Genomic DNA, 25608 nt, shown 5'->3' with positions numbered 1-25608 from the left:
GAGGGTTGATGGAGTTCGACTTCGCGGCGGAACAGCCGAAGTTCCTCATGCTGATGTACGGGCTGATCGCTTTCGTCGCGGTGGTGGGCGGGCTGCTCCTGCTCCTCGACGTGGTGCCGGCCTTCTTCGCCCGGCGCCGGGAGGCGCAACTGGTCGCGGCCTCGGCGAGCGGCGCCCCGGCGCCGCGCCGGCGCAAGCAGCGGGAGGGCGGGTTCGCGTTCTTCTTCCTGCTGCCGACGCTGCTGCTGCTGACCATCGGGCTGGTGATCCCGGCCGTCCGCACCACGCTGCTCTCCTTCATGGACTCGAGCAGCACCAACTGGGTGGGACTGGACAACTACGGCTGGATGTTCTCCGAGGACTCGATCTTCCGGGTCCTCATCAACACCCTGATCTGGGTGCTGCTGGTGCCGCTGGTGGCCAGCGCGTTCGGCCTGATCTACGCGGTCCTGGTGGACCGGGCCAGGTTCGAGTCGGTAGCCAAGTCGCTGATCTTCCTGCCGATGGCGATCTCGTTCGTCGGCGCCGCCATCATCTGGAAGTTCATCTACGCCTACCGGGGCGACGAGCAGGACCAGATCGGCCTGCTCAACCAGATCGTGGTCACCCTGGGCGGCGAGCCGAAGCAGTGGCTGCTGGACTCGCCGCTCAACACGTTCCTGCTCATCGTGATCATGGTGTGGATCCAGGCCGGCTTCGCCATGGTGGTGCTCTCCGCGGCCATCAAGGCCATCCCGGCGGACATCATCGAGGCGGCCCGGCTGGACGGCACCACCCCGTGGCAGATGTTCTGGCGGATCACCATGCCGAGCATCCGGCCGGCGCTGATCGTGGTGGTGGTGACGATCTCCATCGCCACGCTCAAGGTCTTCGACATCGTCCGGACCGCCACCAACGGCAACTACGACACCAACGTGATCGCGACCGAGATGTACAACCAGGCGTTCCGGTACGGCGAGAACGGGCAGGGCTCGGCGCTCGCGGTCTTCCTGTTCGTCCTGGTCCTGCCGCTCGTGATCTACCAGATCCGCAACCTGCGCAAGCAGCGGGAGGGCTGAGATGACCACCGCCACGCCCACCGTCGGAGCCGGCGTCCAACCCCCGGCTCCGCTCACCCGGGCCGCCCGCGTCCGCAAGCGGCTCAACAGCCGCACCGCGACGCTCGTCTCGATCGTGCTCGCGCTGCTCTGGACGATCCCGACCTTCGGCCTGTTCATCTCCTCGTTCCGGCCCGAGGACCAGATCAAGACCACCGGCTGGTGGACGTTCTTCAGCGACCCGCAGTTCACCCTGCAGAACTACCAGGACGTGCTGTTCAGCACCGGCTCGTCGGGCCAGCTCGCCAGCTACTTCATCAACTCGCTGGCGATCACCATCCCGTCGGTGCTGTTCCCGATCGCGTTCGCCTCGCTCGCCGCGTACGCGCTGGCCTGGATCAACTTCAGGGGCCGCGACTGGCTCTACATCGGGATCTTCGCGCTGCAGATCGTGCCGCTGCAGATGGCCCTCGTGCCGCTGCTGCGGTTCTTCTCCACCGGCGTCACCGTCGGCGGCGTCCAACTCCTGCCCGCGTGGGACCTGGTCGACGAGCAGAAGTTCGCCCAGGTGTGGTTCGCGCACACCTGCTTCGCGCTTCCGTTCGCCGTCTACCTGCTGCACAACTTCATCTCGCAGCTCCCCGGCGACCTGATGGAGGCGGCCCGGGTCGACGGCGCCACCCACCCGAAGATCTTCCGCACCATCGTGCTGCCGCTGATCACGCCCGCGCTGGCGGCGATCGGTATCTTCCAGTTCCTCTGGGTCTGGAACGACCTGCTGGTCGCGCTGATCTTCGCCGGGGGCGGCGACGAGACCGCCCCGCTGACGGTCCGGCTCGCCGAGCTGGCCGGCACCCGGGGCAACGAGTGGCAACGGCTCACCGCCGGCGCGTTCGTCTCGATCGTCGTACCGCTGCTGGTGTTCCTGTCCCTCCAGCGCTACTTCGTGCGGGGCCTGCTCGCCGGCAGCGTCAAGGGTTGATCCGGCGCCCCGCCGCCGCCCTGCGCGGCGGCGGGGCACGGGTCGCAGCGGGGAGCCACCATGACCAAGATTGACGACGTCGCCCGCCTGGCCGGGGTCTCCACGGCCACCGTGTCCCGCGCGCTGCGCGGCCTGCCGACCGTCTCCGCCGCCACCCGCCGCCGGGTGCTCGCCGCCGCCGAACAGCTCCAGTACGCGGTCTCCCCCAGCGCCTCCCGGCTGGCCGGCGGACGGACCGGCACCGTGGCGGTGGTGGTGCCCCGGATCACCCGCTGGTTCTTCGGCACGGTCGTCGAGGCGGTCGAGGACTTCCTCCAGCAGAACGGCTACGACCTCCTGCTCTACAACCTCGGCGGCCGGGAACAGACCCGCCAGCGGGTGCTGCGCACCGCCGCCCTGCACAAGCGGGTGGACGCGATCATCCTGGTCGCCACCCCGCTGCGCGCCGCCGACGTGCACGCGCTCACCAAACTCGACCTGCCCGGCGTGACGATCAGCTCCGGCAGCGGGGTGCCCGGCTGGCCGTGCGTCCGGATCGACGACGTGGCCGCCGCCCGGACCGCCACCCGACACCTGCTCGACCTCGGGCACACCCGGATCGCGCACATCTCCGGCGACCCGGACGACGAACTGGCCTTCACCACCCACCTGGACCGGCGACGCGGCTACCAGGAGGCGCTGCGCGCCGCCGGCCTCCGACCCGACCCGAGCCTCGACGTCGAGTCCCGGTTCACCATCGACGGCGGCACCCACGCCACCGCCGAACTGCTCGCCCGGGGCGAGCCGCCGACCGCCATCTTCGCCGCCTGCGACGAGATGGCGATGGGCGCGGTCACCGCGTTGCGCGACGCCGGGCTGCGGGTGCCGCAGGACGTCAGCGTGATCGGCATCGACGACCACGACCTGGCCGGCGTGCTCGGGCTCAGCACCATCGCCCAGCCCGCCGCCGACCAGGGCCGGCTCGCCGCGCAGATCCTGCTCGACCCGCTTGGCACGCGCGTCGCCGACCCGTACCCCGGAGTGGTGCCGGCGCCCCGCGACGCGGACGCCGACCGGCGGACGCCGGCCTCGGTGATCCTGCCCACTCGGCTGGTCGTGCGGGACTCGACCGCGCCGCCCCGGGCACACTGAACGGACCCGTTCGTCCGCGACCACGACAGGGAGAAGGCGCTGAACACCGACGCGACGCAGCAGGCCCCGGCCACCGGCTGGTGGACCGAGGCGGTCATCTACCAGGTCTACCCACGCTCGTTCGCCGACTCCGACGGCGACGGCATCGGTGACCTGCCGGGCATCACGGCCCGTCTCGACCACCTCGCCGAGCTGGGGGTCGACGCGGTCTGGCTGTCCCCGTTCTATCCGTCCCCGCAGGCCGACGCCGGCTACGACGTGGCCGACTACCGGGACGTCGATCCGCTCTTCGGCACGCTCACCGACGCCGACAAGCTGATCACCGAGGCGAAGGCCCGCGGCCTGCGTGTGATCGTCGACCTGGTGCCCAACCACACCTCGTCCGCGCACCGCTGGTTCACCGCCGCGGTGGCGGCCGCGCCGGGCAGCCCGGAACGGCAGCGCTACGTCATCCGCGACGGCAAGGGCCCGGACGGCGCCGAGCCGCCGAACGACTGGGAGAGCGTGTTCGGCGGGCCGGCCTGGACCCGGCTGCCCGACGGCCAGTGGTACCTCCACCTGTTCGACCCCGGCCAGCCCGACCTCAACTGGGACAACCCGGAGGTGCGCGAGGAGTTCCTCGGCGTGCTGCGCTTCTGGCTCGACCGGGGCGTCGACGGGTTCCGGGTGGACGTGGCGCACGGCCTGATCAAGCAGGCCGACCTGGCCGACTGGCAGGAGCCGCAGGAGATCCTCTCCGGCAACGAGGCGGACAAGCCGCGCCCGCCGATGTGGGACCAGGACGGCGTGCACGAGATCTACCGGGAGTGGCGGCGGCTGCTCGACTCGTACGCCGGGGAGCGGGTCCTCGTCGCCGAGGCGTGGGTGGAGCCGGCCGAGCGGCTGGCCCGCTACGTCCGGCCGGACGAGATGCACCAGGCGTTCAACTTCGAGTACCTGATGGCCGCCTGGACCGCCCCGGCCCAGTACGCGGTGATCACCCGCTCGCTGGAGGCCACCGACGCGGTCGGCGCGCCCACCACCTGGGTGCTGTCCAACCACGACGTGGTGCGGCACGCCTCCCGCCTCGGCCTGACCACCGGCGGCGGGCGGATGAACGGCATCGGCGTCGACGACCCGCAGCCGGACGCGGCGCTGGGCCTGCGCCGGGCCCGCGCGGCAAGCCTGCTGATGCTCGCCCTGCCCGGCTCGGCCTACCTCTACCAGGGCGAGGAACTGGGGCTGCCGGAGCACACCACGCTGCCCGACGAGGCCCGGCAGGACCCGACCTGGGCCCGCAGCGGGCACACCCAGCGCGGCCGGGACGGCTGCCGGGTGCCGATCCCGTGGGAGGCCGACGCCCCGTCGTACGGCTTCGGCCCGGCCGACGCGAGCTGGCTGCCCCAGCCGCCGGTCTGGGCGGAGTACGCGCTGGACCGCCAGCGCGGGGTGCCCGGCTCGACGTACGAGCTGTACCGGACCGCGCTGCGGCTGCGCCGCGAGCACGGGCTGGCCCGCGGGCCGATGCGCTTCCTCTCCTCCGGTGACGAGGTGCTGACCTTCACCAACGGCGACCTGACCGTGCTGACCAACTTCGGTGCGGCGCCGGCGCCGCTGCCCGACGGCGCGACGGTGCTGGCCGCCAGCGCCCCCCTGGACGGCGCCGCGGTGCCCACCGACGTCACCGTGTGGTGGGTGTAAGGCGGGGCCCCCTGTTAACGCCTCCGGTATAGGAGGGGCCCCCTCCTAACATCACCTGTTACGAGGGGGCCCCTTCGTCGAGGCGGTCGGCGCGGGCGTGCAGCAGCGCGTGCACCTGGGCGATGTCGCGCGGGGAGGTGCGCGCGGCCAGCCAGTACATGATCCCGGTCGGCACGAAGAACAACTGGAACGCGGCCAGCCCCACCGCGTAGTTCAGCGGCGGCGGGAACGCCACCCGCAGCGCGGCGAACGCCACCCCGACCAGCCCGTTGCCCGCCGCCCGTCCCACCCCGTTGACCAGGTTGCCGAGGCTGTAGACCGTGCCCCGGTGCTCCGGCGGGTTCACGTCCGCGATCAGCGCGAACCAGTTCGGCGAGTTGGCCGAGGTCAGCGCCAGCGCGACCACCGCGGTGAGCAGGCTCAGCCCGACCGTCGGCTCGGTGAACACACTGGTCAGCACGGCCGCCACCACCGCGCCGGAGCCGCCGCCGTCGGGCACGTCGATGTGGATCGGCACGAAGAACAACACCAGGTAGAACGGCACGGCCGCGAGGATGCCCACGGCCGCGACCAGCGCGCGGCCGCTCGGCGTACGCCGTTGCAGCGCGTCGCCGACCAGTCCGCCCACGATGGACAGCACGCCGCCGAGCTGGAACAGGGTGGCGAACACGCTGCCCACCACCACGGCGGTGGCCGCGGAGTAGCCCTGCGCCTCGGCCCGCTGGCTGAACAGCACCGGCAGCCAGACCAGTGAACCGAACGCGGCCTGCGCGGTGAGCCCCTGCATGATCAGCCAGCGGTTGGTCCGCCGGGCCAGGATCCGGGGCAGGTCGGCGCGACTGATCCGGTAGTCGTACTCGCCACCGGCGTCCAGCGCCTCGGCCAGCTCCGGTTCGCTCTGCCCCCGCGCGATGTCGTACGTGAACAGGTAGGCCACGGTGGCGGCCACGCCCACGCCGGTCAGCAGCAGGAACGGCCGCCGCCAGTCGGTCGCGCCGAGCAGCCCACCGGCCAGCGTGCCGGCGAGCGTGCCGACGCCCTGGGACAGGCCCCAGAAGCTCATCACCAGGCCGCGCCGACGTGGCGAGATCAGGTCGGTGACCACGGAGAAGCCGACCGAGCCGACCGCGCCCAGCCCGATCGCGGCGACGAGCTGGGCGGCCAGGAACGTCGGGTACCGGTCGGCCAGCGCGCTGCCGCCGGTGCCGGCCGCCCAGATCAGCGTGCCGACCATGAGCAGCGGCTTGCGGTTGGTGCGGTCGCCGACGTACGCCCAGCCCACCGCCGCCACCGCGCTGACCAGGAAGCTGACGGCGGTGACCAGGCCGAGCAACCGCTGGGGTACGCCGAGCGCGCCGGAGATCGGCCCGTACAGCGGCGGAACGAGGCCGATCGCCACGTTGTCCAGCGAGGCGAGCACGACGAAGACCACGACGCTGTAGAACCGGTGCGCCGCGTTCCCGCGCCGGGAGACCATCGTGCCGCTCATGCCGGCAGCCAACCAGGCTCACGCCCGGCGCGCACCATGACCCCCCGGCGCGCCGCGTCCGGTGTTAAGCGGGGGCCCCGCCTATGCGGAATGCGTTAAGCGGGGGCCCCTCCTTACCCCCGGGCGTGCGCGTAGCGCTCGCGGATGGCGGGGACGGGGGCGGCGGTGTACTCCTCGGTGTCACCGATGGACCAGGTGGGCGGGGCGTCACCGCCCAGTGCCACCCAGGCCGCCTGCCGGGCCGCGCCGTCCGCGACGTACTCCCCCGGCGGTGGCACCACCACCGGACGGCCGAAGACCTGCGGGGCGATCCGACGGACCGCGGCGGACCGGGCGCCGCCGCCGACCAGGATGATCCGGTCCGCGCGGGCACCCTGCGCGAGCAGCGCGTCGAGGCCGTCGGCCAGCCCGCAGAGCAACCCCTCGACGGCGGCCCGGGCCAGGTGGGCCGGGGTCGAGGTGCCGAGCGTGAGGCCGTGCAGCGTGCCGGTGGCGTCCGGCCGGTTCGGCGTCCGCTCGCCCTCCAGGTAGGGCACCAGGACCAACCCGTCCGCGCCGGGCGGCGCGGACAGGGCCAGCTCGCCGAGCGTGTCCAGGTCGACGCCGAGCATGGTGGCGGCGGCGTCCAGCACCCGGGCCGCGTTCAGCGTGGCGACCAGCGGCAGGAACCGGCCACCGGCGTCGGCGAAGCCGGCCACCGCGCCGGAGGCGTCCGCGGCCGGGGTGTCCGCGACCGCGAAGACGGTCCCGGAGGTGCCGATCGAGACGACCACGTCGCCCGGGCCGGCGCCGACGCCGAGCGCCGCCGCCGCGTTGTCCCCGGTGCCCGGCCCGAGGAGGACCCGGCCGGCGGCGACGGACCCCGCGCCGCCGGCCGGACCGGCGGTGGCCGGCCCGTCGCCGAGCACCGCCGGGTCGAGCTGCCCGGCCACCTCGGCCGGGCCGAGCACGACCGGCACCAGTGGCCGCCGGCCGAAGGCCCGCTCCAGCAGGTCGAGCCGGTACTCCCCGGTGCGCGGCGACCAGTAGCCGGTGCCGCTGGCGTCGCCCCGGTCGGTGCGCAGCGCGGCCAGGCCGGGGGCACCGGCCAGCTTCCAGGTGAGCCAGTCGTGGGGCAGGCAGACCGCGGCCACCCGGTCGGCGTTGGCCGGTTCGTGCCGGGCCAGCCAGCGCAGCTTGGTGGCGGTGAAGCTGGCCACCGGCACCGCGCCTGTCGCGTCGGCCCAGAACCGGCGGCCGGTCTCCCCGCCGCCGGCCTCCTCGACCAGGTCCCGGGCCGCCTCGGCGGAGCGGGTGTCGTTCCACAGCAGCGCCGGGCGGACCACCTCGCCCGCCTCGTCCAGGCAGACCATGCCGTGCTGCTGGCCGCCGACCGAGACGGCGGCCACGTCGGCCAGCCCGCCGGCCTCCGCCACCGCCGCCCGCAGGGCGTCCCACCAGGCGTACGGGTCGACCTCGGTGCCGGGCGGGTGCGGCGCGCGGCCCTGCCGGACCAGCGCGCCGGTCTCCGCGTCCCGGACGACCACCTTGCAGGACTGGGTCGACGAGTCGACCCCGGCGACGAGCGGCATGGCGGCCCGCCTCAGCGCGCGCCGAGCAGGTGCTCGACGGCGAGCTGGTTGAGCCGGACGAAGCCGAAGCCCTTCGCCCCGGCGGCGTCCGGGTCGAAGTCCTCGAACGCGGTCCGGTCGGCGAGCAGCTCGGCGTAGCCCTCACCCGGGTCGAGCGTCGGCGTGGCCAGCTCGGCCACCCGGGCGGCGGCGAGCGCCTCGGCCACCTCCGGGTCGGCGCGGAACGCCGCGGCCCGCTCCTTGAGGAGCAGGTAGGTGCTCATGTTCGCGGCCGCCGAGGCCCACACCCCGTCCATGTCCTCGGTGCGCGAGGGCTTGTAGTCGAAGTGGCGCGGGCCGTCGTAGGCCTGGCCACCGTTCGGGCCGCCGTGCTCCAGCAGGTCGACCAGGGCGAACGCGTTGAGCAGGTCGCCGTGGCCGAAGACCAGGTCCTGGTCGTACTTGATGCCGCGCTGGCCGTTGAGGTCGATGTGGAACAGCTTGCCCTGCCAGAGCGCCTGGGCGATGCCGTGGGCGAAGTTCAGCCCGGCCATCTGCTCGTGACCGACCTCCGGGTTGAGCCCGACCATCTCCGGGCGGGCCAGGGTGGAGATGAAGCCGAGCGCGTGGCCGACGGTGGGCAGCAGGATGTCGCCACGGGGCTCGTTCGGCTTGGGCTCCAGCGCGAAGCGCAGGTCGTAGCCGTTGTCGACGACGTACTGGCAGAGCAGGTCGACGGCCTCGCGGTAGCGGTCCAGCGCGGCCTGGACGTTCTTGGCCACGTCGTACTCGGCGCCCTCCCGACCGCCCCACATGACGAACGTCTTCGCGCCCATCTCGGCGGCGAGGTCGACGTTGCGCAGCACCTTGCGCAGCGCGTACCGGCGCACGTCGCGGTCGTTGCTGGTGAAGCCGCCGTCCTTGAACACCGGGTGGGTGAAGAGGTTGGTGGTGACCATCGGCACCACCAGGCCGGTCTCGTCGAGGGCCTTGCGGAACCGGCCGACCCGGGCGTCGCGGGTGGCGGCGTCCGCGCCGAACGGGACCAGGTCGTCGTCGTGGAACGTGATGCCGTACGCGCCCAGCTCGGCGAGCCGGTTCACCGCCTCGACGGCGTCCAGCTCGGGCCGGGTCGCGTCGCCGAACGGGTCGCGGGCCGGCCAGCCCACGGTCCAGAGACCGAAGGAGAAATTGTCCGCGGGGGTGGGACGGGGTGCCATGGGAACCTCCGGGTGGTGTGGGTCCGCGATTTGTTCAGCGGTTGAATTAAATGGCGGGGATGTGGCAGTGTCAAGTGGTGACCAGCGCCAGCACCGCCGGAGCGGTCCGTCAGGGCAGCCTGCGCGAGTTGAACCTCGCGGTCGTGCTCCGGCGGATCGCCGCCGCCGACCACCCGCCGTCACGGGCCGGGCTCGCCGCCGGGACCGGGCTGACCCGGGCCACCGTCTCCGCGGTCGTCGACGACCTGATCGCCGGCCGGCTGGTCGCCGAGGCGGAGCCGGCGCCGCGTACCGGTGCGGGACGGCCGGCCCGCGGCCTGGTGCTCGCCGCCGACGGCCCGGCCGGGCTGGGCCTGGAGGTGAACGTCGACTACCTGGCGGCCTGCGTCGTCGACCTGACCGGCACGATCCGGCACCACCTGGTCCGCCGGGCCGACCTGCGCCCGGTCTCCCCCGCCGACGCGCTCGCCCGACTGGCCGCGCTCGCCGCCGAGGCGCGCGCCGCCGCCGTACGCGACGGGCTGACCCTGGCCGGCGCCGCGCTCGCCGTGCCGGGCCTGGTCGGCGACGGTGGCCTGGTCCGGCTCGCGCCCAACCTCGGCTGGCGGGACGTGGACGTGCCGGCGCTGCTGGCCGGGCACCCGCTCGCCGAGCCGGTCGACGGCGTCCCGCCGCTCGTGGTCGACAACGAGGCCAACCTCGCCGCGCTCGGCGAGTTGCACGCCGGACCGCCCGGTCCGCGCAGCTTCGTGCACATCACCGGCGAGATCGGCATCGGCGCCGGGATCGTGCTCGACGGGGCGCTCTACCGGGGCGCCCGCGGCTGGAGCGGAGAGATCGGTCACTTCCCGGTCCATCCGCAGGGGCGGCCGTGCCGTTGCGGCGGCCAGGGCTGCCTGGAGCGGTACGCCGGCCAGGAGGCGATCCTGGCCGCCGCCGGGCTCCCCGGCGCGGAGCTGCCCGCCGACACCGCCGCCACCCGCCTCGCCGACCTCGCCGGGGCCGGCGACCCGACCACGCTGGCCGCGCTCGCCGACGCCGGCGCCGCGCTCGGGGTGGCGGTGGCGGGCGTGGTGAACCTGCTGGATCTGGACACCGTGGTGCTCGGGGGCGGATATGCGCCGCTCGCGCCATGGCTGTGTCCACCTGTGGTGGCGGAGATCTCCCGGCGGGTGCTCACCGCCGCCTGGTCGCCGGTGACGGTGCGGCCGGCCGCGCTCGGGGCCCAGTCGGCCGCGGTCGGCGGGGCCACCTCGGTGGTCCGCCGGATCGTCGACCACCCGGTCGGCTGGCTCGCCCGCACGCCCTGACCGGCGCGCTCCTCGACGGGCATTCGTCGCCTCCGCTCGGTACGCTTGCCGTGAGGCAACCTGTCCGCCGAGCGAGGAGCGCACCGACAGCATGCACACGGGTCGACCGACCGAAGCGCCCGGCCACCGGCGGTGACTGCCGCACGTCGGGGCGGCGTCGCCGGGCCGGTCAGCGGCGGTGGACCCGCCCCCCGGAAGCGACCCCGGCGGGTGGCCGGGGCCGCGCTGCCGGCCGACGACCGCCTCGCCCGCGAACTGCTGGACGGGCTGGCCGAGGCCGTCGTGACGATCGACCCGGCGGGCGTGGTGACCCTGGTCAACGCCATGGCGGCGGAGCTTCTCCCCGAGCTGGCGCCCGGCGTGGGCCTGGCCGCCTCCCGGGTGCCCGCGCTGGCCGAGGCGGCCCGCGACGGCGCCGACACGTTCGAGACCGAGCACCACGGCCGGCGGCTGCGCGGCCTCCGCCGCGAGCTGGCCGGCGACCGCTTCGCCTGGTACGTGCGGGACGTCACCGAGGAGCGGGCGCGCACCGACGCCTTGCTCGCCGAGCGGTCCCGCACCGCGTTCCTGGCCCAGGCCGGCAGCCGGCTCGGGCTCTCCCTGCACCGGGAGCAGACGCTGCGCACCGCGGTGACGCTGCCGGTGCCCTACCTGGCCGACGCCGCCGTGGTGGTGCACCGCCCGCCGCCCCCGGCCGAGGACGAGCCGCACTGGATCCGCTGGGCCGCCGGCGACGCCTCCCCGGTGACCGGCGTGGCCGGCTGGCGGGCGGCGGAATCCGTTCCCGGCCTGGTCGAGGCGCTCGAAGGCGACCTCACCGAGCCCAGCCCCTGGCTCGACGCCGAGCTGGCCGACCTGGCCGAGATGCTCCCCGCCGGGTTCGGCCGGCCGGGCACGGTGCTGATCAGCCCGATGCCCAGCGCCGTCGGGCCGGCCGGGGCGCTGGTCCTGGCCCGCCGCCCCGAGCGGGCCGGCTTCGACCAGCGGGAGATCGCGCTGGCCCGGGAGTTCGCCGGCCGCGCCGGCGCCGCGCTGGCCGCCGCCGAGCTGTACGGCGAGCAGACCCACCTGGCCCGGGTCCTGCAGAACAGCCTGCTCCCGCCGACGCTGCCGCACCTGCCCGGCATGACCCTGGCCGGCGGCTACCGGGCCGCCGGTGACAGCCTGCGGATCGGCGGCGACTTCTACGACCTGTTCCCCACCCCGACCGGTGGCCTCTTCGCGCTCGGTGACGTGTGCGGCAAGGGCGTCGGCGCGGCCGTGCTCACCGGCCGGGTCCGCCAGTCGTTGCAGACCCTGCGCCTGGTCGAGCAGCGCCCCCGGGAGCTGATGGAGCTGCTCAACCGGGCGCTGCTGGACGCGCCCGGGGCCGCCGCGCGGGCCCAGTTCACCACTCTCCTGCTCGGCACGCTCGACCGGGAACCCGACGGCGCGCTGCTGGTCCGGATGGCCGGCGGCGGGCATCCCGCGCCCCTGGTCGTCCGCGCCGGCGGCGGGATCGACGTGGTCCGGGTGGGCGGCATGCCGGTGGGCGCGCTGACCGCGGCGAGGTTCGCCGACACCGAGGTCCGGCTCGAACCGGGCGACCTGCTGCTGACGTACACCGACGGGGTGACCGAGGCCCGGGGCGGCCCCACCGAGCTGGCCATGTTCGGCGACGACCGGCTGCGGCAGGCGCTCGCCTCCGGGGCCGGGCTGCCGCCGGCCGCACTCGTCGACCGGGTGCTCCAACTCGTCGACGAGTGGCTGGACGGGCAACCGCACGACGACATCGCCATGTTGGCCGTGGCGGCCTCGTGAGCCAGGACGGCCGGATTGGACCGGACGTCCTCGCCGCGTACCTCGACCACCTGGAACGGGCCGACCGGGCCGGCGCCGTGGCGCTGGCCCGGGGGCTGCTGGCGGACGGCTGTTCGGTCGCCGACGTGCTCGTCGACCTGGTCGCGGTGGCGCAGCGGGAGATCGGCCGGCGCTGGCTCACCGGCACCTGGAGCGTCGCCCAGGAACACGCCGCCACCCATGTCAGCGAGCTGGTGGTGGACGCGCTGGGCGCGGCCGTCGGCGCGCCGCGGCGGGGCCACGTGGTGGTGGCCTGCGTCGAGGGCGAGTGGCACGCGCTGGCGGCGCGGATCGTCAGCGAGGTGGTCCGGGCGGCCGGCTGGCGGGTGACGTTCCTCGGCGCCAGCGTGCCGGCCCGGCACCTGGTCTCCTACCTGCACCAGACCGGCCCGGACGCGGTGCTGCTGAGCTGCGTGCAACCCAACCGGCTGGTCCGGGCGGCGCGGATGGTGGAGGCCAGCCGGGCCGCCGGGGTGCCGGTGCTGGCCGGTGGTCCCGGCTTCGGCCCCGAGGGCCGATGGGCGACCGCGATCGGCGCGGCGGCCTGGGGGGCCAGCGCCCGCGACGCGGTGCGGCTGCTGTCCGGCCCGCTGTCCGCCGGCGCGCACACCGGCCCGCCGCCGCCGCCACCGGACGACGGGTACGTGGCGGTGCTGCACCGCCGGCGCGAGCTGGTGCGGCTCGCGCTCGCTGTGGTGGATCCGCCGGAGGAGACCGCCGAGGACGTCGCCTCCGGCATCGCGCACCTGGTGGACGCGCTGATCGCCGCCGCGCGGGTGGACGACGACCGCCTGTTGCTGGACTTCGTCGAGTGGCAGGAGGAGGCGCTCACCGCCCGGGGCGGCCGGCGCCTGCTTGACGAGGTGCTCGCCGCCCTGGAACGGGCCCTGGCCGAGCATCCGACGGTGGCCGCGCGGCTGCGCAACGCCCGGGCCGCGGTGGCGACCGGCTGACCCCGGCGTCAGGCGGTGCGCACGACCGGGGGTTCGTCCAGCGGGACCGGCTCGTCCCGGCGGCGGGAGACCGCCGGTCGGCCGGCGCCCGACGACGCGGCCAGGTCGGCCAGGGGGTCCCCGATCCGCTCCCCGGACGGCTGCAACACCGGCCAGCCCTCGGCCACGGTCGCCTCGCCACGGCGGCCGACCTTGTCGAACTCGCGCATCCCGCGCACCAGCGCCGCCTGCCCCTCCGGGCTCATCGCCCGCAGGATCCGGGTCAACCGGCGGCGCCGGTCGGCGCGCAGCTCGGCCAGGAGCCGGTTGGCCTCGGGGGTGAGGTGCAGCGAGATCTCGCGGCGGTCGTGCCGGCCCGGCTCCCGCTCCAGCATGCCGGCGGCCACCAGGCGGTCGCAGAGCCGGCTGGCGGAGGAGAGCAGCATGTCGGTCAGGGTGGCGAGCCGACGGAGGTTGATCCCGTCATACTGCTCGACGACCATGACCGCGCGTAACTGCGCCCCGGAGAGTCGACTGGTGGTCTGCTCCCGCGCCGCCTCCCAGACGGCGAGCAGGGTGCCCGCCGCCTCGTCCAGGGCGGCGGACATACTCGGTTCAGGTCCCATGGGACCGGGCTCTTCGGTCATGGTGGGCCCGAGACTACTCCCCGGACCAGGCCGGCGACCTGTGCAAAGGAGCAACGATGAGCGAAGCGGAGTCCCGCGCGCGCCGAATCGTGACGGATGCGCCGACGGATCTCATCGTGGATCGGCTCGCCGCCGAGCTGCGACGGACCTACGGGATCACCCGCACCGAGCTCTACCAGGTCGACTACCGGCTCGCCGAACTGCTGCCGCTGGGCGGCGACGAGTCGATCAGCGGCCCCGGCCACCCGGCCTGGCACGCCTTCGACCACCAGGAGCCGATCGTCGCCGACGGCACCGGCTGGTTCCCGGTGGGGATGCGGGGCGAGCGACGCGGGGTGCTCCGGGTCACCCCGATGCCTGACGATCGGGACGCCCGCCGGGAGCTGGACACCATCGCCACCGTGCTCGGGCACGAGCTGGCCGCCGTCACGTCGACCACCGACATCTACCTGACCACCCGGCGCAGCCGGCGGCTCACCCTGGCCGCCGAGATGCAGTGGGAGATGCTGCCCGGCCGCAGCCGGATCCGGCCGTCGTTCAGCCTGGCCGGCCAGTTGGAGCCGGCGTACGCGGTGCACGGGGACAGCTTCGACTGGTCCGACGACGGCCACCGGCTCTGGCTCGCGGTGCTCAACGGCTTCGGCGAGGGGGTGGCCGCGGCGCTGCTCACCTCGCTGGCCACCTACGCGCTGCGCAACGCGCGCCGGGCCGGGCTGCCGCTGGCCGACCAGGCCGCGCTGGCCGACCAGGCGATCTACGCGCAGCACCGGGGCGAGCAGCACCTCTCCGTCCTGCTGATGGAGCTGGACCTGGCCACCGGCGCGCTGACGGCGGTGGACGCCGGCTCGCCGCACCTGATCCGGCTGCGCGGCGGCGACGTGGCCCAGCAGACGCTGGACAAGCAGTTCCCGCTCGGCATGTTCGACGGCACCGACTACCGGGAGCAGCGGTTCCAGCTCGACCGCGGCGACCGGCTCTTCGTGGTCAGCGACGGGGTGGTCGACGCCACCGCCGAGCAGGTGCGCTACGGCGAGTCGGCGCTGGACCGCTTCCTGCGCCGCACCGGCCCGCTGGAGCCGCTGGACGCGGTCCGGTCGCTGATCGGCGACCTGCGGGCCTTCGTCGCCGGGGACCTGGTGGACGACGCGGTGGTGGTCTGCCTGGACTGGCTGGGCCCGCAGCCGGACAGCGGGCCGGCTCAGTAGGCGCCGCGACTGCCCAGCACCGCGCCGAACGTCTTCCAGAGGATGGTCAGGTCGGCCGCGAGCGACCAGTTCTCCACGTAGTAGAGGTCGAGCCGGATGCCGTCCTCCCAGCTCAGGTCGGACCGGCCGCTGACCTGCCAGAGGCCGGTCATGCCGGGCTTGACCAGCAGCCGGCGGGCCACGTCGCCGTCGTAGCGGGCCACCTCGGAGGGCAGCGGCGGGCGCGGGCCGACCAGGCTCATCTGGCCGAGCAGCACGTTGGCGAGCTGGGGCAGCTCGTCCAGGGACCACCGGCGCAGCAGCCGGCCGGTCCGGGTCACCCGGGGGTCGTCGCGCATCTTGAACATCAGGCCGTCGGTCTCGTTGCGCGCGGCCAGCTCGGCCAGCAGGGCGTCGGCGTTGACCACCATGGTGCGGAACTTGAAGACGCCGAACTCCTCGCCGCCCTGCCCGACCCGGGTCTGCCGGAACAGCACAGGGCCGCGGCTGTCCAGCTTGATGGCGAGCGCGAGCACCAGCAGCAGCGGCGACAGCAGGAGCAGGGCGATCAACGACAGCGACCTGTCGACGAACCCCTTGACCAGCTTGCGGGCGCCACGGAACTCGGGGGCCTCGACGTGGATCAGCGGCAGGCCGGCGACCGGGCGGGTGTGGATGCGCGGGCCGGCCACGTCGGTCAGCGCCGGGGCCACCACCAGGTCGACGCCGGTGCCCTCCAACTGCCAGCCGAGGCGGCGCAGCCGGGTGGCGGTCAGCTCACCGGAGGCGGTGACCGCCACCGTGTCCGCGCCGATCGCGGTGGCCGCCTCCGGGATGCCCCGGAACGACCCGACCACCGGCACGTCGCCGAGGCGCTGCGGCACCGGGGCGAGCAGCGCGTCCGGGATGCAGGCGCCGACCACCTGGTAGCCGGCGTACGGCTCCCGGCGCAGGGTGTGCACCAGCTCCAGCACGTGCGCGGTGTCGCCGACCACGAGAACCTTGCGGGACCAGCCGGCGCCCCGGTCGCGGGCCCGGTGCAGCCGCTTACGGGCGGCGAAGCGCGCCACCTCCAGGCCGATCGTGCCGACCGCGAAGGAGATGGCCAGGAAGCCCCGGGAGACCCCGACGTCGGCGATGTAGCCGGCGATCGCGATGCCCCCGGCCAGCCGCAGGCTCGCCGCGCTGACCCGGCGGTACTCGTCCGCGCCGTAGCCGAGCACCTGGTCGTCGTAGCAGCGCATGGCCTTGAGCGACACCAGCCAGACCAGCAGGAGCACCGGCGCGACCGCCACGTAGGGGATCTCGGACCCGGTGGGCTGCTCGTCACCGAACCGGGCCAGGTAGCCGACCAGGATGGCCACCGCCAGCACGGCGGTGTCCAGCACCACCAGGACCCGGATGTAGGCCCGCTCCGCGGCTCGCGTCGTGGCACCGGGTCGCTCGCCACCCGGTCGCGACGTCCTGGCAGGAGTCAACAGCGTCGCCGAGGTCACCGGCCCTCCCCCACTCAACTCACCGACCGCCCCGCCCCCGTCGGGTCCCGCCCCGGGACCCGCGGTCGAGGCACCCGGACATCATGCCAGGACAATTATGATTACCGATTGATTCGGACACATTACCGTCAGTTCACATTCCGTACCTTGACGCTGGAAGCCTTCCGCCGTACCGGATTGCCGGTACGGCGGAAGGCTTTCGCTGACTCGCAGGTCAGCGCGGTGCGGGCGGCCGCAACGCGATCGCCTGGAGGAAAATCTCACCGATCTTGCTCGGGTCGGTGGTCACGAACGCGCCACCACCGGCGGCGTCCGTGATGGACTTGAGCTCGGCCCGGTTCACCTCGGTGCCGATACCGATGATGATCACCTGCACCGGCTGCTCGTCGTCCCGGAGCTTCTTGATCTGCGCCAGCAGCTCCTTCTGCGAGATGCCGTTGTCGTCCTCGTTCTTGCCGTCGGTGAAGAGCACGATCGAGTTGACCTTGCCGGGCTCCCAGTCCTGCTGGACCTTCTTGTACGCCGCGAGCACGGTGTCGTAGAGGCCGGTGTCGCCGCTGGAGGGCCGGATGGAGGCCAGACCGCGCTGCAGCTCGCCCCGGTTGCCCGACAGCGGCCGGATCCCGACCAGCTCCTTCCAGTCCTGCGTGCCCTGCAGGTTGGTGGAGAACGTCCACAGGCCGATCGACCAGGAGTCGTCGAACAGCCCCAGGCCCTGACTCGCCGCCGCCACGGTGACCTGCTCACGACTCGCCCCGTTGGCGGTGGCGACCGGCTTCTTCATCGAACCCGACACGTCGATGACGCAGAGCATCCGGCCGGACTGGGTGGCCACCGACCAGGTGGTCGTCGCGGTCGAGATGGCGACCGGGTCGAGGTCGGCCGCGCCGCCCTGCCCCGACGGCGGGACCTGCTTCTCCCCACCGTTGGCCGGGCTGGGCGCGCCGGTCGGCGCCTGGAAGCCGCGGCCCCAGTTGCCGTCCGGGGCGCGCAACGACTGTGCGGCGAGCCGGTCCTTGAAGTCGCCCGAGCGCAGCGCCTCGAAGAGCACCCGCGCGGCCGAGGCCTTGCTCGGCTCGATGCCGGGCAGCACCGCGAACGGGAAGTCGAGCGGGATCGGCGCCGGATCCAGGTAGAGCGCGGCCAGCTTGATCGGCGGCTTCGTGTTGTTGTAGGCGATCACGTCCTCCTCGGACAGCGCCGCCGCGCCGAGCCCGTTGGCGATCGCCGTCGGGTCGGTCGAGCGCGGGAACCGCGCGAGGAGGTCCTGCCGCAGCGAGGAGCGGTTGGTGGCGAGCGCGCGCAGCGCCCCGACCATCGCCTCCTGGGCCTTCGGGGAGCCGGCCTCACCCGTCGAGCTGGCCGCCGCGGTCAGCGAGAGCAGGCCGGACAGGCCGGCCGCGTCCTGGGTGGGTTCGACGATGCCGGCCCGCAGCGGCTTGCTGGCGGTCACCTGCTGGAGCATGTCGGACCAGCGCAGTTCCTTGTCCGGCCAGCCGATCCGGGTGGCCACCGGCTCGGGCAGCGCGACCACCACCGGGCTGCGCGCGATCGACGCGCCGTTGGCCGGCGCGAAGGCGCTGGCGCCACCGGCCTTGAGCCGCACCAGCCAGGTCGACGAGTCGGGCACCCAGACGTCGGGGGTGACCGCGGTGCCGCTGGCCTGCCCCACCCCGGCGAGCGTGGCGCCGTGCTTGCTCGCCACGGCGGCGGCCACGTCGACCGACTCGGCGGAGACGACGTTCACCGCGATGCAGGTGCCGCCGACCGCCGCGCCGTTCGCGACCCACTCGTCGGCCGCGCCCCGGACCGCGGGGGCGATCTCCGGGGCGGCCGACACCGACAGCTCGATCCGGCCCGAACAGTTCGGGCCGGCGAGCTGCTGGTAGCCGAACCAGGAGCCGGCTACGACGGCGACCAGGGCGGTCGCCGCGGCGGCGGCACCTACCCCACGAAGGTGGGAACGCATGCGATGGCGGCCAGACACGGTGACCATCTTGCGTATCTCGTGGGGTTACTGCCACAACCGTTCGGACGAAAGTTACGCAGGAGAAACAGTTGATCACATAATCGATACGCTGAGTTATGCCTCAGTGACGGAGGTGATCACGATCCACTCCGGATAGCGCGTTCGGTCACCGCCCCGTCACACCAGTACGCAGGTCGGACTGGCCACCTCGACCGGCTCACCGACCGGCTCCGGCACCCCGCTGCCCGGGTCCACCCGGAAGACCCGGATCAGGTCGGCCCGCTCGTCGGCGACGTAGAGGTGCGCCCCGGCCAGCGCGAAGTGCCGCGGCCACCCACCGCCGGTGTCCACCTCGGCGACCAGCTCCGGCGCCACGCCGTCCAGCGCGAAGACGGCCACCGTGCCCACGCCGCGGTTGCCCACGTAGAGGAAGCGGCCGTCCGGGCCGACCGCCACCTCGGAGGGCTGCACGTGCCCGGTCCGGCCGCTGGCGTCCACCCGGGCACGCTGGTGCGGACCGTCCGGCGTCAGGTCGTACGCGGTGACCGAGCCGTCCAGCTCACCGACCAGCCAGCAGCGCCGCCCGTCCGGGTGCCGGGCCAGGTGCCGGGGACCGACGCCGGCCGGCGTCCGCAGCCGGGGCGCGCGGGGGACCAACCGCCCGGAGGCGGCGTCCAGGTCGTAGCGGTAGACCGAGTCGGTGCCCAGGTCGACGGCGAGCAACGGGCCGCCGCCCGGGTCGGGCGACACCATGTGGCAGTGTGCCCGCTCCTGCCGGTCGGGATCGGCGCCGTGCCCCTCGTGCCGGACCAGGTCGGTGCGCTCCCCCGGCACACCCTCGGCGTCCAACGGGAACACCGCCAGGCTGCCGCCGCCGTAGTTCGCCACGAAGAGGTGCCGCCCGTCCGGCGCGACCGCCAGGTGGCACGGCTCCGCCCCGCCGGTCGGGTGGACGCCCAGCGGCGTCAGGTCGCCGTCCGCCCCCACCCGGAACGCGCTGAGCAGGCCGTCGGGCAGTTCGTTCACCGCGTACAGCACGGGTAGCGCCGGGTGCCGGGCGAGGAACGACGGCGACGGGGTCGCCGCCACGGTCCCGACCGGGGTCAACGCCCCGGTCGCCGGGTCGCGCCGGGCCGCGACGATCCCGTCCGCCCGCCCGCCCGACTCCGCCGTGTAGCCGCCGATGTGGACGACCTCGTGCTGCCCGGTCACCGCTCCCACCTTCCGCCGATCATGCTGCGATCCAACCAGGCTTCCCGGCGGACCGCCCGGTCAGTCGTCGAACCCCGGACGGAATCGGGCGCGGGCGACTCAGCCCACCGGCACCGGCTCGCCACGCTGCCGGGCCACGTGCTCGACCAGCGAGATCAGCACCAGCTTGCCGGACTGCCGGTCCCGGGCGTCGCAGAGCACCAGCGGGACGTCCGGATCGAGGTCCAGCGCGTCCCGGACCGCCTCCAGGCCGAACCGCCGGGAGCCCTCGAAACAGTTCACCCCGACCACGAAGGGGACGCCCCGCTGCTCGAAGTAGTCGATCGAGGGGAAGCAGTCGGCCAGCCGGCGGGTGTCCGCGAGCACCACCGCGCCGAGCGCGCCGAAGGCCAGCTCGTCCCAGAGGAACCAGAACCGGTCCTGGCCCGGCGTGCCGAACAGGTAGACCTGCAGGTCGTCGTTGATGGTGATCCGGCCGAAGTCCATCGCCACCGTGGTGGTCGACTTCTGCTCGACCCCGGAGACGTCGTCAGTGCCGAGACCGGCGCCGGTCAGCACCTCCTCGGTCTGCAACGGCCGCACCTCACTCAACGCGCTGACAAGCGTCGTCTTGCCGGCGCCGAAGCCACCCGCGATGAGGATCTTCAGCGCCAGCGGCACCCGCGACGCGGCCGGCTCCCGGTCAAAGCGCACGGAGTCCACTGACCACCGCCTTGAGGATGTTGTCGTCGGGCAGGTACGCGGTGGCCGGGGGCCGGTGCACCGCGACGAACCCATGGGCGAGGAGGTCGCCGAGCAGCACCCGGACCACGCCGACGGCGAGGTCCAGGTCGGCGGCGAGGTCGGCGACGGCCTTCGGCCGCCGGGCCAGCTCGATCAGGCGGCGGTGCTCCGGCTGGAGACCGGGCACGCCTACCGACTCGGCCGCCGGCGTGGCGAGCACGAAGGCCAACAGGTCGAAACCGTCGACCGGCGGACGCACCCGCCCACCGGTGAGCGTGTACGGGCGGACCACCGGACCGGCGTCGGCGTCCAGCCACTCGTGCTGGGGTCCCGGCGACTCAGCCCGCATCGGTCGGCGCCCCCACCGTGCGGGCCGGCGCGGCCAGGTTCTCGCCGACGCGGATGACGAGCATCGCCATCTCGTACGCCACCAGGCCGATGTCGGCGTCGGCGTCGCTCGCCACGGCCAGGCACGCGCCCTGTCCGGCGGCGGTGACGAAGAGGTACGCCGACTCCATCTCCACCACCGTCTGGCGGACCGCGCCGCCGTCCAGGTGCCGGGTGGCCCCCTTGGCCAGGCCGGAGAAGCCGGACGCCAGCGCGCAGAGGTGCTCCGCGTCGGTGCGGTCCTGGTCGGCGGAGGCGCCGAGCAGGAGCCCGTCCGCCGAGAGGACCACCGCCCGGCGGGCCGCCGGCACCCGCTCCACCAGGTCGTCGAGCAGCCAGTCGAGGTCGGCGTTCTGCCGCGTCGTGTGCACCACTAGGCGTCCCTCTCAGTCGCGGTTCCTTGGTCCGGCGCCGGCGGGGAGGGCTCCGTGGCCGGCTCCGGCGTGGTGGGCGGCGTACCGGCGTCGGCCGGCACGTCGGTGGGCGTCTCCGGGCCGGTGTCCCGGATCCGGGTGACCGCCGGGCCGCCCGGACGGGCACCGTCCCGGCGCCCCCGCGCGGTCCCGGCCTGCAACGCGGACATGGCCCGGCGCGCCTCCTCCGGCGAGCGGAGGGCCGGCGGGTCGGCGACGACCGCGCGGGGTCGCGCGGCCGGACCGCGCCGTCGCACCCGGCGGGGCAGGCCGTCGGAGTCGGCGGGCGGCTCCACGGCCGAGGCCCGGGTGGTCGGCAGCGGGATCACGGTCGACTCGGGGCGCTCCCGGCCCGGCCGGCTCGACCGGCCGCGGGGCACCGTAATCAGCCGGCTCACCTTGGCCATCCGCCGCCGCTCGGGCCCGGCCGAGGCGGGATCCGAGCCGACCGGCGGCTCACCGGTGATCAGGTCGGACGGGATGAACACGGTGGCGGTCGTCCCGGTCGGCCGGCCCGGCCGCAGCTCCACCCGGACGCCGTGTCGCGCGGCCAGCCGTGCCACCACGAACAGGCCGAGCCGGGCGCTGTCGGCCGGGTCGAACTCGGGCGGGGCGGCCAGCTTGCGGTTGGCCGCGGCCAGCTTCGGCGGCGACATGCCCAACCCCCGGTCGGTGATCTCGACGGTGTAGCCGCCCGGCACGGACCGGCCGGTCACGTCCACCCGGGTGGCCGGCGGGGAGAAGGTGGTCGCGTTCTCGATCAGCTCGGCGAGCAGGTGGATCACGTCGCCGACGGCCCGGCCGAGCACCCCCGCCGGCTGCACCTCACCCACGTCGACCCGGTGGTACGCCTCCACCTCGGAGATCGCCCCCCGCATCACGTCCACCGCCGCGACCGGCCGGCGCCAGCCGCGCCCGGGCGCGGCGCCGGCCAGGATGACCAGGTCCTCGGCGTGCCGGCGGAGCCGGGTGGCGAGGTGGTCCACCTGGAACAGCCCGGCCAGCTCGTCCGGGTCCTCGGTGCGGCGCTCCAGCCGGTCCAGCAACGCCAGTTGGCGGTGGACCAGCCCCTGGCTGCGCCGGGCGAGGTTGAGGATCACCTCGTTGAAGCCGCGGCGCAGGGTCACCTCGTCCACGGCGGCCTGCACGGCGGTGCGCCGCACCTGGTTGAAGGCGTTCGCCACCTGGCCGATCTCGTCCCCGCCGTGGTCCATCTCGGGCGCCTCGCGGGCGACGTCCACCTCCTCACCCCGGCGCAGCCGGGCGACCACGTCGGGCAGCCGCTCCTCGGCCATCTCGGTCGCCGCCGACCGTACGCCGGTCAGCCGGTGCGCGAGCGACCGGCCCACCCGCAACGCCACCAGCACGCAGACCACGATCGCGACCAGGCCGAGCACCCCGGCGGCGGCGAGCTGGACCAGGATGCGCACCGCCATCGGCACCGACCGTTCGGCGAGGTCGTCCGCGCCGCGCAGCTCGAAGTCCCGCAGGCCCTGCCAGACCTCGGCGTGGCTGCTCTCCCAGGCCCGGACGTCGAACCCGGCGGGCAGCTCGTCGGCGCGGATCAGCGCGTCCTGCAGCGCGCGCAGCCGCAGGAAGCCGTCGCCCTCGGTGAGCCGCTGGTAGCCGGTCCGCTCGTCCGGCGGCAGGTCGGCGACCGCGTTCTCGGCCAGGAACCGCTGGTTCTCCACGGTCCGCACCAGTTGCTCGTGCTCGCCCTCGGCGTACCGGCCGGCGGTGACGGCGCCGGCCAGCAGCGCGTCGGCCTGGCCGAGCAGCTCGCGGGAGCGGCCCAGCGCGGTGAGCGCCGAGGCCTCCCGGTTGAGGCGGACGTCGGGCAGCGCGGCGGTGGCGGAGAACGCCTGGAACGCCGAGCCGATCATTCCGCTGTAGAGCCCGACCGCGCCGGCCCGGTCCACCTTGCGGTCGTCGATGAAGACCCGTCCCGCGGGCAGCGCCTCCAGCGCCGAGCCCAGTTGGTCGAGCCGCGCGTCGAGCTGGTCGTCGGCCGCGTCGCGCAGGTCCTCGCCGTCGATCCGCCGGCGCAGCTCGGTGACCGCCCGGTCGGTGCGGTCGCGCTGCTCGGCCAGCTCCGGCAGGACGCCGTCACCGGCGAGCTGGACCACCGAGAGCCGCCGCTCCCGCTGCAGCTCGGCGACCACGTTCTCGCCGGGACGGCCCAGGTCGTAGAGGAGGGTCCGGGCGGCGAGCAGGTCCAGCGCCGGCCCGAAGGTCAGCGTGGTGGCGAAGATCCACAGTGCCAGCAGCCCGGTCACCGGACCGATGACCAGCGCGGTCAGCTTGGCGCGGATCGGCCAGTCGCGGGTGTTCAATCAGACCTCGCCCGGGAAGGTTCGCTGGGTGGCGCCGGCAGTGGCCGTCAGGTCACCGGCCACGACGCCGGGCTCCGACCCGGACGCCTTGGGCAGGATACGTAATCCCCGACGGATGCACTACCGGCCGTCTCGACGCTCACTACGGTCCGAGGTGGCCCCGCCGAACGCCGTTGGCCTGCGACACGCCGCCGGACGGGCGCTTTTCTGGAACGGGTCAGCTTTCGCGTTTCGCTCGGGAAAGTGCGCGGGAACGGGATTGGCGATCACCCCCACCAGGGAATACCAGCTCCGAAGGAGGAGCCATGTCGCCCACCCAGGTAGTCGTCATAGTCATCGTCGTCGCCGTCGTCGCCGCTCTGGTCGCGTTCGCCGTGGTCGCGAACCGCCGACGGGCGCTGCGTCAACGTTTCGGCCCGGAGTACGACCGGGCCGTGCAGGAGCAGGACAGCCGGGGCGCCGCCGAGCGTGAGCTGCGGGAGCGCGAGCGCCGGCACGCCGAGCTGGAGCTGACCCCGCTCAGCCCGGAGTCCCGGGCCCGCTACGCCGCCGCCTGGGAGGACCTCCAGGTGCGGTTCGTCGACTCGCCGGCGGAGACCGTCGGCGACGCCGACGAGCTGGTCGGCCGGTTGATCGCCGAGCGCGGGTACCCCGCCGGGGACTTCTCCGACCAGATCGCCCACCTCTCCGTCGAGCACGCCCGCACCCTGACCCACTACCGCGACGCCCACGAGATCCGGCAGCGCAACGAGCGCGGTGAGGCCGGCACCGAGGACCTCCGGCAGGCGCTGGTGCACTACCGGGCCCTCTTCGCCGACCTGCTCGGCGAGGACCCGGTCGCCCAGCGGGCGCCGGAACAGCGCCACCCCGATTCCGAGCACGACGCCACGAGCCGCTGAGGAGCCGCCGCCATGCGCCAGGAAGAGCAGCAGGTCACGCAGGACCACCCCGAGGCCGTACGGTCCACGCCGGTGCCGGTCCCGCCGCCGAACGACCACGACCGCACCGACGGGACCGGGGACGACCGGGACACGTTCGACGACCCGGCGGTCGGCGACGACCGGGCCGCGGAGCTCGACGAGACCCGCGCGTACGACGCCGACGAGCTGCGCGACGAGACCGACCGGTCGGACGCCGCCGGGGAGCGCGACGACGACGGACGCCGGCCGTTCCACGAGCCCGCGCCGCTGCCGACGGCGTTCGGCGCGGCGACGGTGGGCGACGCGGTGGCCGCCTCGGCGATGGCCGGCGGCCGTCCGGAGGACGAGCGGGACGCGCGCGGCGAGGACACCGCCGTCCCGGGCGACGGCGCGCCGGGCCGGACCGAGCCGCTGGACGACGAGCGGGCCGACCCGACCGCCGGTGACCGGCTGCACGACCGGGACCGCTGGGCGGCCGGACACCCCGACGCGGACCGCGACGACACCCTCGCCGAGGACGCCGACCGGGACGGCACCGTGGCGCACGCGGACCGCGACGACACCCTCGCCGAGGACGCGGACCGGGACGGCACCGACGCGGACCTCGACGGCGTGCCGGACCGGGACCGGGACGACGCGGTCGCCGCCGGGGCGGCCGGCTACGGCAGCACCGAGCCGGGCCTGGTCGACCCGGACGCCGAACCCGTCACCACGGACGCCGACGCCACCGGGCGGCACCACGACACCGTCGACCCGGCGACCGCCACCGCGGCGGCCGGCACGGTGGCCGGCGGCGCGGCGCTGGCCGGCGCGGACCGGCCCACGCCCGGGGCGGTGCCGGACGACGCGGCGACGCTGTTCGCCCCGGACGCCGCACAGGGCTTCCGGGACCGCTGGCGCGACGTGCAGCTGCGCTTCGTGGACGACCCGAAGGCCGCCGTCGGCGAGGCGGAGTCGCTGGTCGAGGAGGCCATCGAGGCGCTGTCCACGGCGCTGCGGGAGCAGCGCAGCAAGCTCGGCACCTGGCAGGAGTCCGGCTCGTCCGACACCGAGCAGCTCCGGGTGGCCGTGCGCGGTTACCGCGACTTCCTGGACCGCGTGCTGGGGCGCTGAGCACCCGAATCGCACGGAGCCCCGGCCGGAGATCCGGCCGG

At 74.5% G+C, this 25608-nt stretch carries 21 protein-coding genes; 10 read left to right on the top strand and 11 right to left on the bottom strand.

The annotated features are described in order from the left end of the window. Positions 1-8 precede the first annotated feature (8 nt). Genes ACIA5A_RS22150 through ACIA5A_RS22135 form a run of 4 tightly spaced genes read left to right on the top strand, consistent with a single transcriptional unit; the run spans position 9 to position 4830 of the window. Positions 9-1058, top strand: a complete 1050-nt coding sequence (locus ACIA5A_RS22150; RefSeq protein ID WP_396765378.1) for a carbohydrate ABC transporter permease — start codon at positions 9-11, stop codon at positions 1056-1058. A gap of 1 nt (position 1059) precedes the next feature. After that, positions 1060-2019: a carbohydrate ABC transporter permease gene (locus ACIA5A_RS22145; RefSeq protein ID WP_181569968.1), complete on the top strand. Its 960-nt coding sequence runs from the start codon at positions 1060-1062 to the stop codon at positions 2017-2019. 60 nt (positions 2020-2079) lie between these two features. After that, positions 2080-3150, top strand: a complete 1071-nt coding sequence (locus tag ACIA5A_RS22140; RefSeq protein ID WP_396765375.1) for a LacI family DNA-binding transcriptional regulator — start codon at positions 2080-2082, stop codon at positions 3148-3150. 39 nt (positions 3151-3189) lie between these two features. Further along, a complete protein-coding gene (locus ACIA5A_RS22135; RefSeq protein WP_396765495.1) occupies positions 3190-4830 on the top strand; it encodes an alpha-amylase family glycosyl hydrolase in 1641 nt (546 codons plus the stop codon). 58 nt (positions 4831-4888) lie between these two features. Here ACIA5A_RS22135 and ACIA5A_RS22130 read toward each other — a convergent pair whose 3' ends face one another. From ACIA5A_RS22130 to xylA, 3 genes are all read right to left on the bottom strand, one after another. Further along, positions 4889-6319 carry an MFS transporter gene (locus ACIA5A_RS22130; RefSeq protein ID WP_396765373.1) on the bottom strand — a complete coding sequence of 477 codons (1431 nt, stop codon included), beginning with the start codon at positions 6317-6319 and terminating at the stop codon, positions 4889-4891. 113 nt (positions 6320-6432) lie between these two features. Further along, positions 6433-7890, bottom strand: coding sequence for a xylulokinase (xylB, locus tag ACIA5A_RS22125; RefSeq protein ID WP_396765370.1), 1458 nt, complete (start codon positions 7888-7890; stop codon positions 6433-6435). An 11-nt stretch (positions 7891-7901) separates the two neighbouring features. After that, positions 7902-9089, bottom strand: coding sequence for a xylose isomerase (xylA, locus tag ACIA5A_RS22120; RefSeq protein WP_396765367.1), 1188 nt, complete (start codon positions 9087-9089; stop codon positions 7902-7904). Between the two features lie 50 nt (positions 9090-9139). Here xylA and ACIA5A_RS22115 point away from each other — a divergent pair, with 50 nt between their 5' ends. From ACIA5A_RS22115 to ACIA5A_RS22105, 3 genes are all read left to right on the top strand, one after another. Beyond that, a complete protein-coding gene (locus tag ACIA5A_RS22115) occupies positions 9140-10399 on the top strand; it encodes an ROK family protein (protein WP_396765364.1) in 1260 nt (419 codons plus the stop codon). Positions 10400-10531: 132 nt separating this feature from the next. Further along, positions 10532-12199, top strand: coding sequence for a SpoIIE family protein phosphatase (locus ACIA5A_RS22110; protein ID WP_396765361.1), 1668 nt, complete (start codon positions 10532-10534; stop codon positions 12197-12199). Further along, positions 12196-13191 (top strand): B12-binding domain-containing protein, encoded by a 996-nt coding sequence (locus ACIA5A_RS22105; RefSeq protein ID WP_396765358.1) that lies wholly within the window; start codon positions 12196-12198, stop codon positions 13189-13191. The genes ACIA5A_RS22110 and ACIA5A_RS22105 overlap by 4 nt, the downstream gene beginning before the upstream one ends. Before the next feature lie 8 nt (positions 13192-13199). Here the strand turns inward: ACIA5A_RS22105 and ACIA5A_RS22100 are convergent, their stop codons facing one another. Continuing rightward, positions 13200-13778: a MarR family winged helix-turn-helix transcriptional regulator gene (locus tag ACIA5A_RS22100; RefSeq protein ID WP_396765355.1), complete on the bottom strand. Its 579-nt coding sequence runs from the start codon at positions 13776-13778 to the stop codon at positions 13200-13202. Positions 13779-13873: 95 nt separating this feature from the next. Here ACIA5A_RS22100 and ACIA5A_RS22095 point away from each other — a divergent pair, with 95 nt between their 5' ends. Beyond that, positions 13874-15022 carry a PP2C family protein-serine/threonine phosphatase gene (locus ACIA5A_RS22095; protein ID WP_396765352.1) on the top strand — a complete coding sequence of 383 codons (1149 nt, stop codon included), beginning with the start codon at positions 13874-13876 and terminating at the stop codon, positions 15020-15022. Here the strand turns inward: ACIA5A_RS22095 and ACIA5A_RS22090 are convergent. The 7 genes from ACIA5A_RS22090 to ACIA5A_RS22060 form a co-directional block, all read right to left on the bottom strand. Continuing rightward, entirely contained in the window at positions 15016-16497 is a 1482-nt protein-coding gene (locus tag ACIA5A_RS22090) for a sugar transferase (protein ID WP_396765349.1), read from the bottom strand. The genes ACIA5A_RS22095 and ACIA5A_RS22090 overlap by 7 nt on opposite strands. A 214-nt stretch (positions 16498-16711) precedes the next feature. After that, positions 16712-18466: a substrate-binding domain-containing protein gene (locus tag ACIA5A_RS22085; RefSeq protein ID WP_396765346.1), complete on the bottom strand. Its 1755-nt coding sequence runs from the start codon at positions 18464-18466 to the stop codon at positions 16712-16714. A 177-nt stretch (positions 18467-18643) separates the two neighbouring features. Next, positions 18644-19678 carry a lactonase family protein gene (locus tag ACIA5A_RS22080; protein ID WP_396765343.1) on the bottom strand — a complete coding sequence of 345 codons (1035 nt, stop codon included), beginning with the start codon at positions 19676-19678 and terminating at the stop codon, positions 18644-18646. 99 nt (positions 19679-19777) lie between these two features. Further along, the gene (locus tag ACIA5A_RS22075; protein WP_181569981.1) at positions 19778-20380 is read right to left on the bottom strand and encodes an ATP/GTP-binding protein; all 603 of its coding nucleotides are present in this window, start codon (positions 20378-20380) and stop codon (positions 19778-19780) included. Beyond that, positions 20361-20750: a DUF742 domain-containing protein gene (locus ACIA5A_RS22070; protein ID WP_396765340.1), complete on the bottom strand. Its 390-nt coding sequence runs from the start codon at positions 20748-20750 to the stop codon at positions 20361-20363. Before ACIA5A_RS22070 ends, ACIA5A_RS22075 begins: the two co-directional genes overlap by 20 nt. Beyond that, positions 20740-21162, bottom strand: a complete 423-nt coding sequence (locus ACIA5A_RS22065) for a roadblock/LC7 domain-containing protein (RefSeq protein WP_181569983.1) — start codon at positions 21160-21162, stop codon at positions 20740-20742. Before ACIA5A_RS22065 ends, ACIA5A_RS22070 begins: the two co-directional genes overlap by 11 nt. Further along, entirely contained in the window at positions 21162-23534 is a 2373-nt protein-coding gene (locus ACIA5A_RS22060; protein WP_396765337.1) for a nitrate- and nitrite sensing domain-containing protein, read from the bottom strand. Before ACIA5A_RS22060 ends, ACIA5A_RS22065 begins: the two co-directional genes overlap by 1 nt. A 305-nt stretch (positions 23535-23839) precedes the next feature. Here ACIA5A_RS22060 and ACIA5A_RS22055 point away from each other — a divergent pair, with 305 nt between their 5' ends. Further along, positions 23840-24433, top strand: coding sequence for a hypothetical protein (locus ACIA5A_RS22055; protein WP_396765334.1), 594 nt, complete (start codon positions 23840-23842; stop codon positions 24431-24433). Between the two features lie 12 nt (positions 24434-24445). After that, the gene (locus ACIA5A_RS22050; RefSeq protein WP_396765331.1) at positions 24446-25567 is read left to right on the top strand and encodes a hypothetical protein; all 1122 of its coding nucleotides are present in this window, start codon (positions 24446-24448) and stop codon (positions 25565-25567) included. The last annotated feature ends 41 nt before the right edge of the window (positions 25568-25608 follow it).

The sequence above is a fragment of the Micromonospora sp. NPDC051300 genome (assembly GCF_044455315.1).
Classification (GTDB): Bacteria; Actinomycetota; Actinomycetes; order Mycobacteriales; family Micromonosporaceae; genus Micromonospora; species Micromonospora robiginosa.
The sequence above is the reverse complement of the archived record's forward strand: the minus strand, read 5'-3'. Positions and strand labels throughout refer to the sequence as shown.

Bases quoted from the DNA above. Each gene is read 5' to 3' on its own strand.
- ACIA5A_RS22150 (WP_396765378.1), top strand. From the start codon at position 9: ATGGAGTTCGACTTCGCGGCGGAACAGCCGAAGTTCCTCATGCTGATG.
- ACIA5A_RS22145 (WP_181569968.1), top strand. From the start codon at position 1,060: ATGACCACCGCCACGCCCACCGTCGGAGCCGGCGTCCAACCCCCGGCT.
- ACIA5A_RS22140 (WP_396765375.1), top strand. From the start codon at position 2,080: ATGACCAAGATTGACGACGTCGCCCGCCTGGCCGGGGTCTCCACGGCC.
- ACIA5A_RS22130 (WP_396765373.1), bottom strand. From the start codon at position 6,319: ATGAGCGGCACGATGGTCTCCCGGCGCGGGAACGCGGCGCACCGGTTC.
- xylB (WP_396765370.1), bottom strand. From the start codon at position 7,890: ATGCCGCTCGTCGCCGGGGTCGACTCGTCGACCCAGTCCTGCAAGGTG.
- xylA (WP_396765367.1), bottom strand. From the start codon at position 9,089: ATGGCACCCCGTCCCACCCCCGCGGACAATTTCTCCTTCGGTCTCTGG.
- ACIA5A_RS22115 (WP_396765364.1), top strand. From the start codon at position 9,140: ATGGCGGGGATGTGGCAGTGTCAAGTGGTGACCAGCGCCAGCACCGCC.
- ACIA5A_RS22100 (WP_396765355.1), bottom strand. From the start codon at position 13,778: ATGTCCGCCGCCCTGGACGAGGCGGCGGGCACCCTGCTCGCCGTCTGG.
- ACIA5A_RS22095 (WP_396765352.1), top strand. From the start codon at position 13,874: ATGAGCGAAGCGGAGTCCCGCGCGCGCCGAATCGTGACGGATGCGCCG.
- ACIA5A_RS22085 (WP_396765346.1), bottom strand. From the start codon at position 18,466: ATGCGTTCCCACCTTCGTGGGGTAGGTGCCGCCGCCGCGGCGACCGCC.
- ACIA5A_RS22070 (WP_396765340.1), bottom strand. From the start codon at position 20,750: ATGCGGGCTGAGTCGCCGGGACCCCAGCACGAGTGGCTGGACGCCGAC.
- ACIA5A_RS22055 (WP_396765334.1), top strand. From the start codon at position 23,840: ATGTCGCCCACCCAGGTAGTCGTCATAGTCATCGTCGTCGCCGTCGTC.
- ACIA5A_RS22050 (WP_396765331.1), top strand. From the start codon at position 24,446: ATGCGCCAGGAAGAGCAGCAGGTCACGCAGGACCACCCCGAGGCCGTA.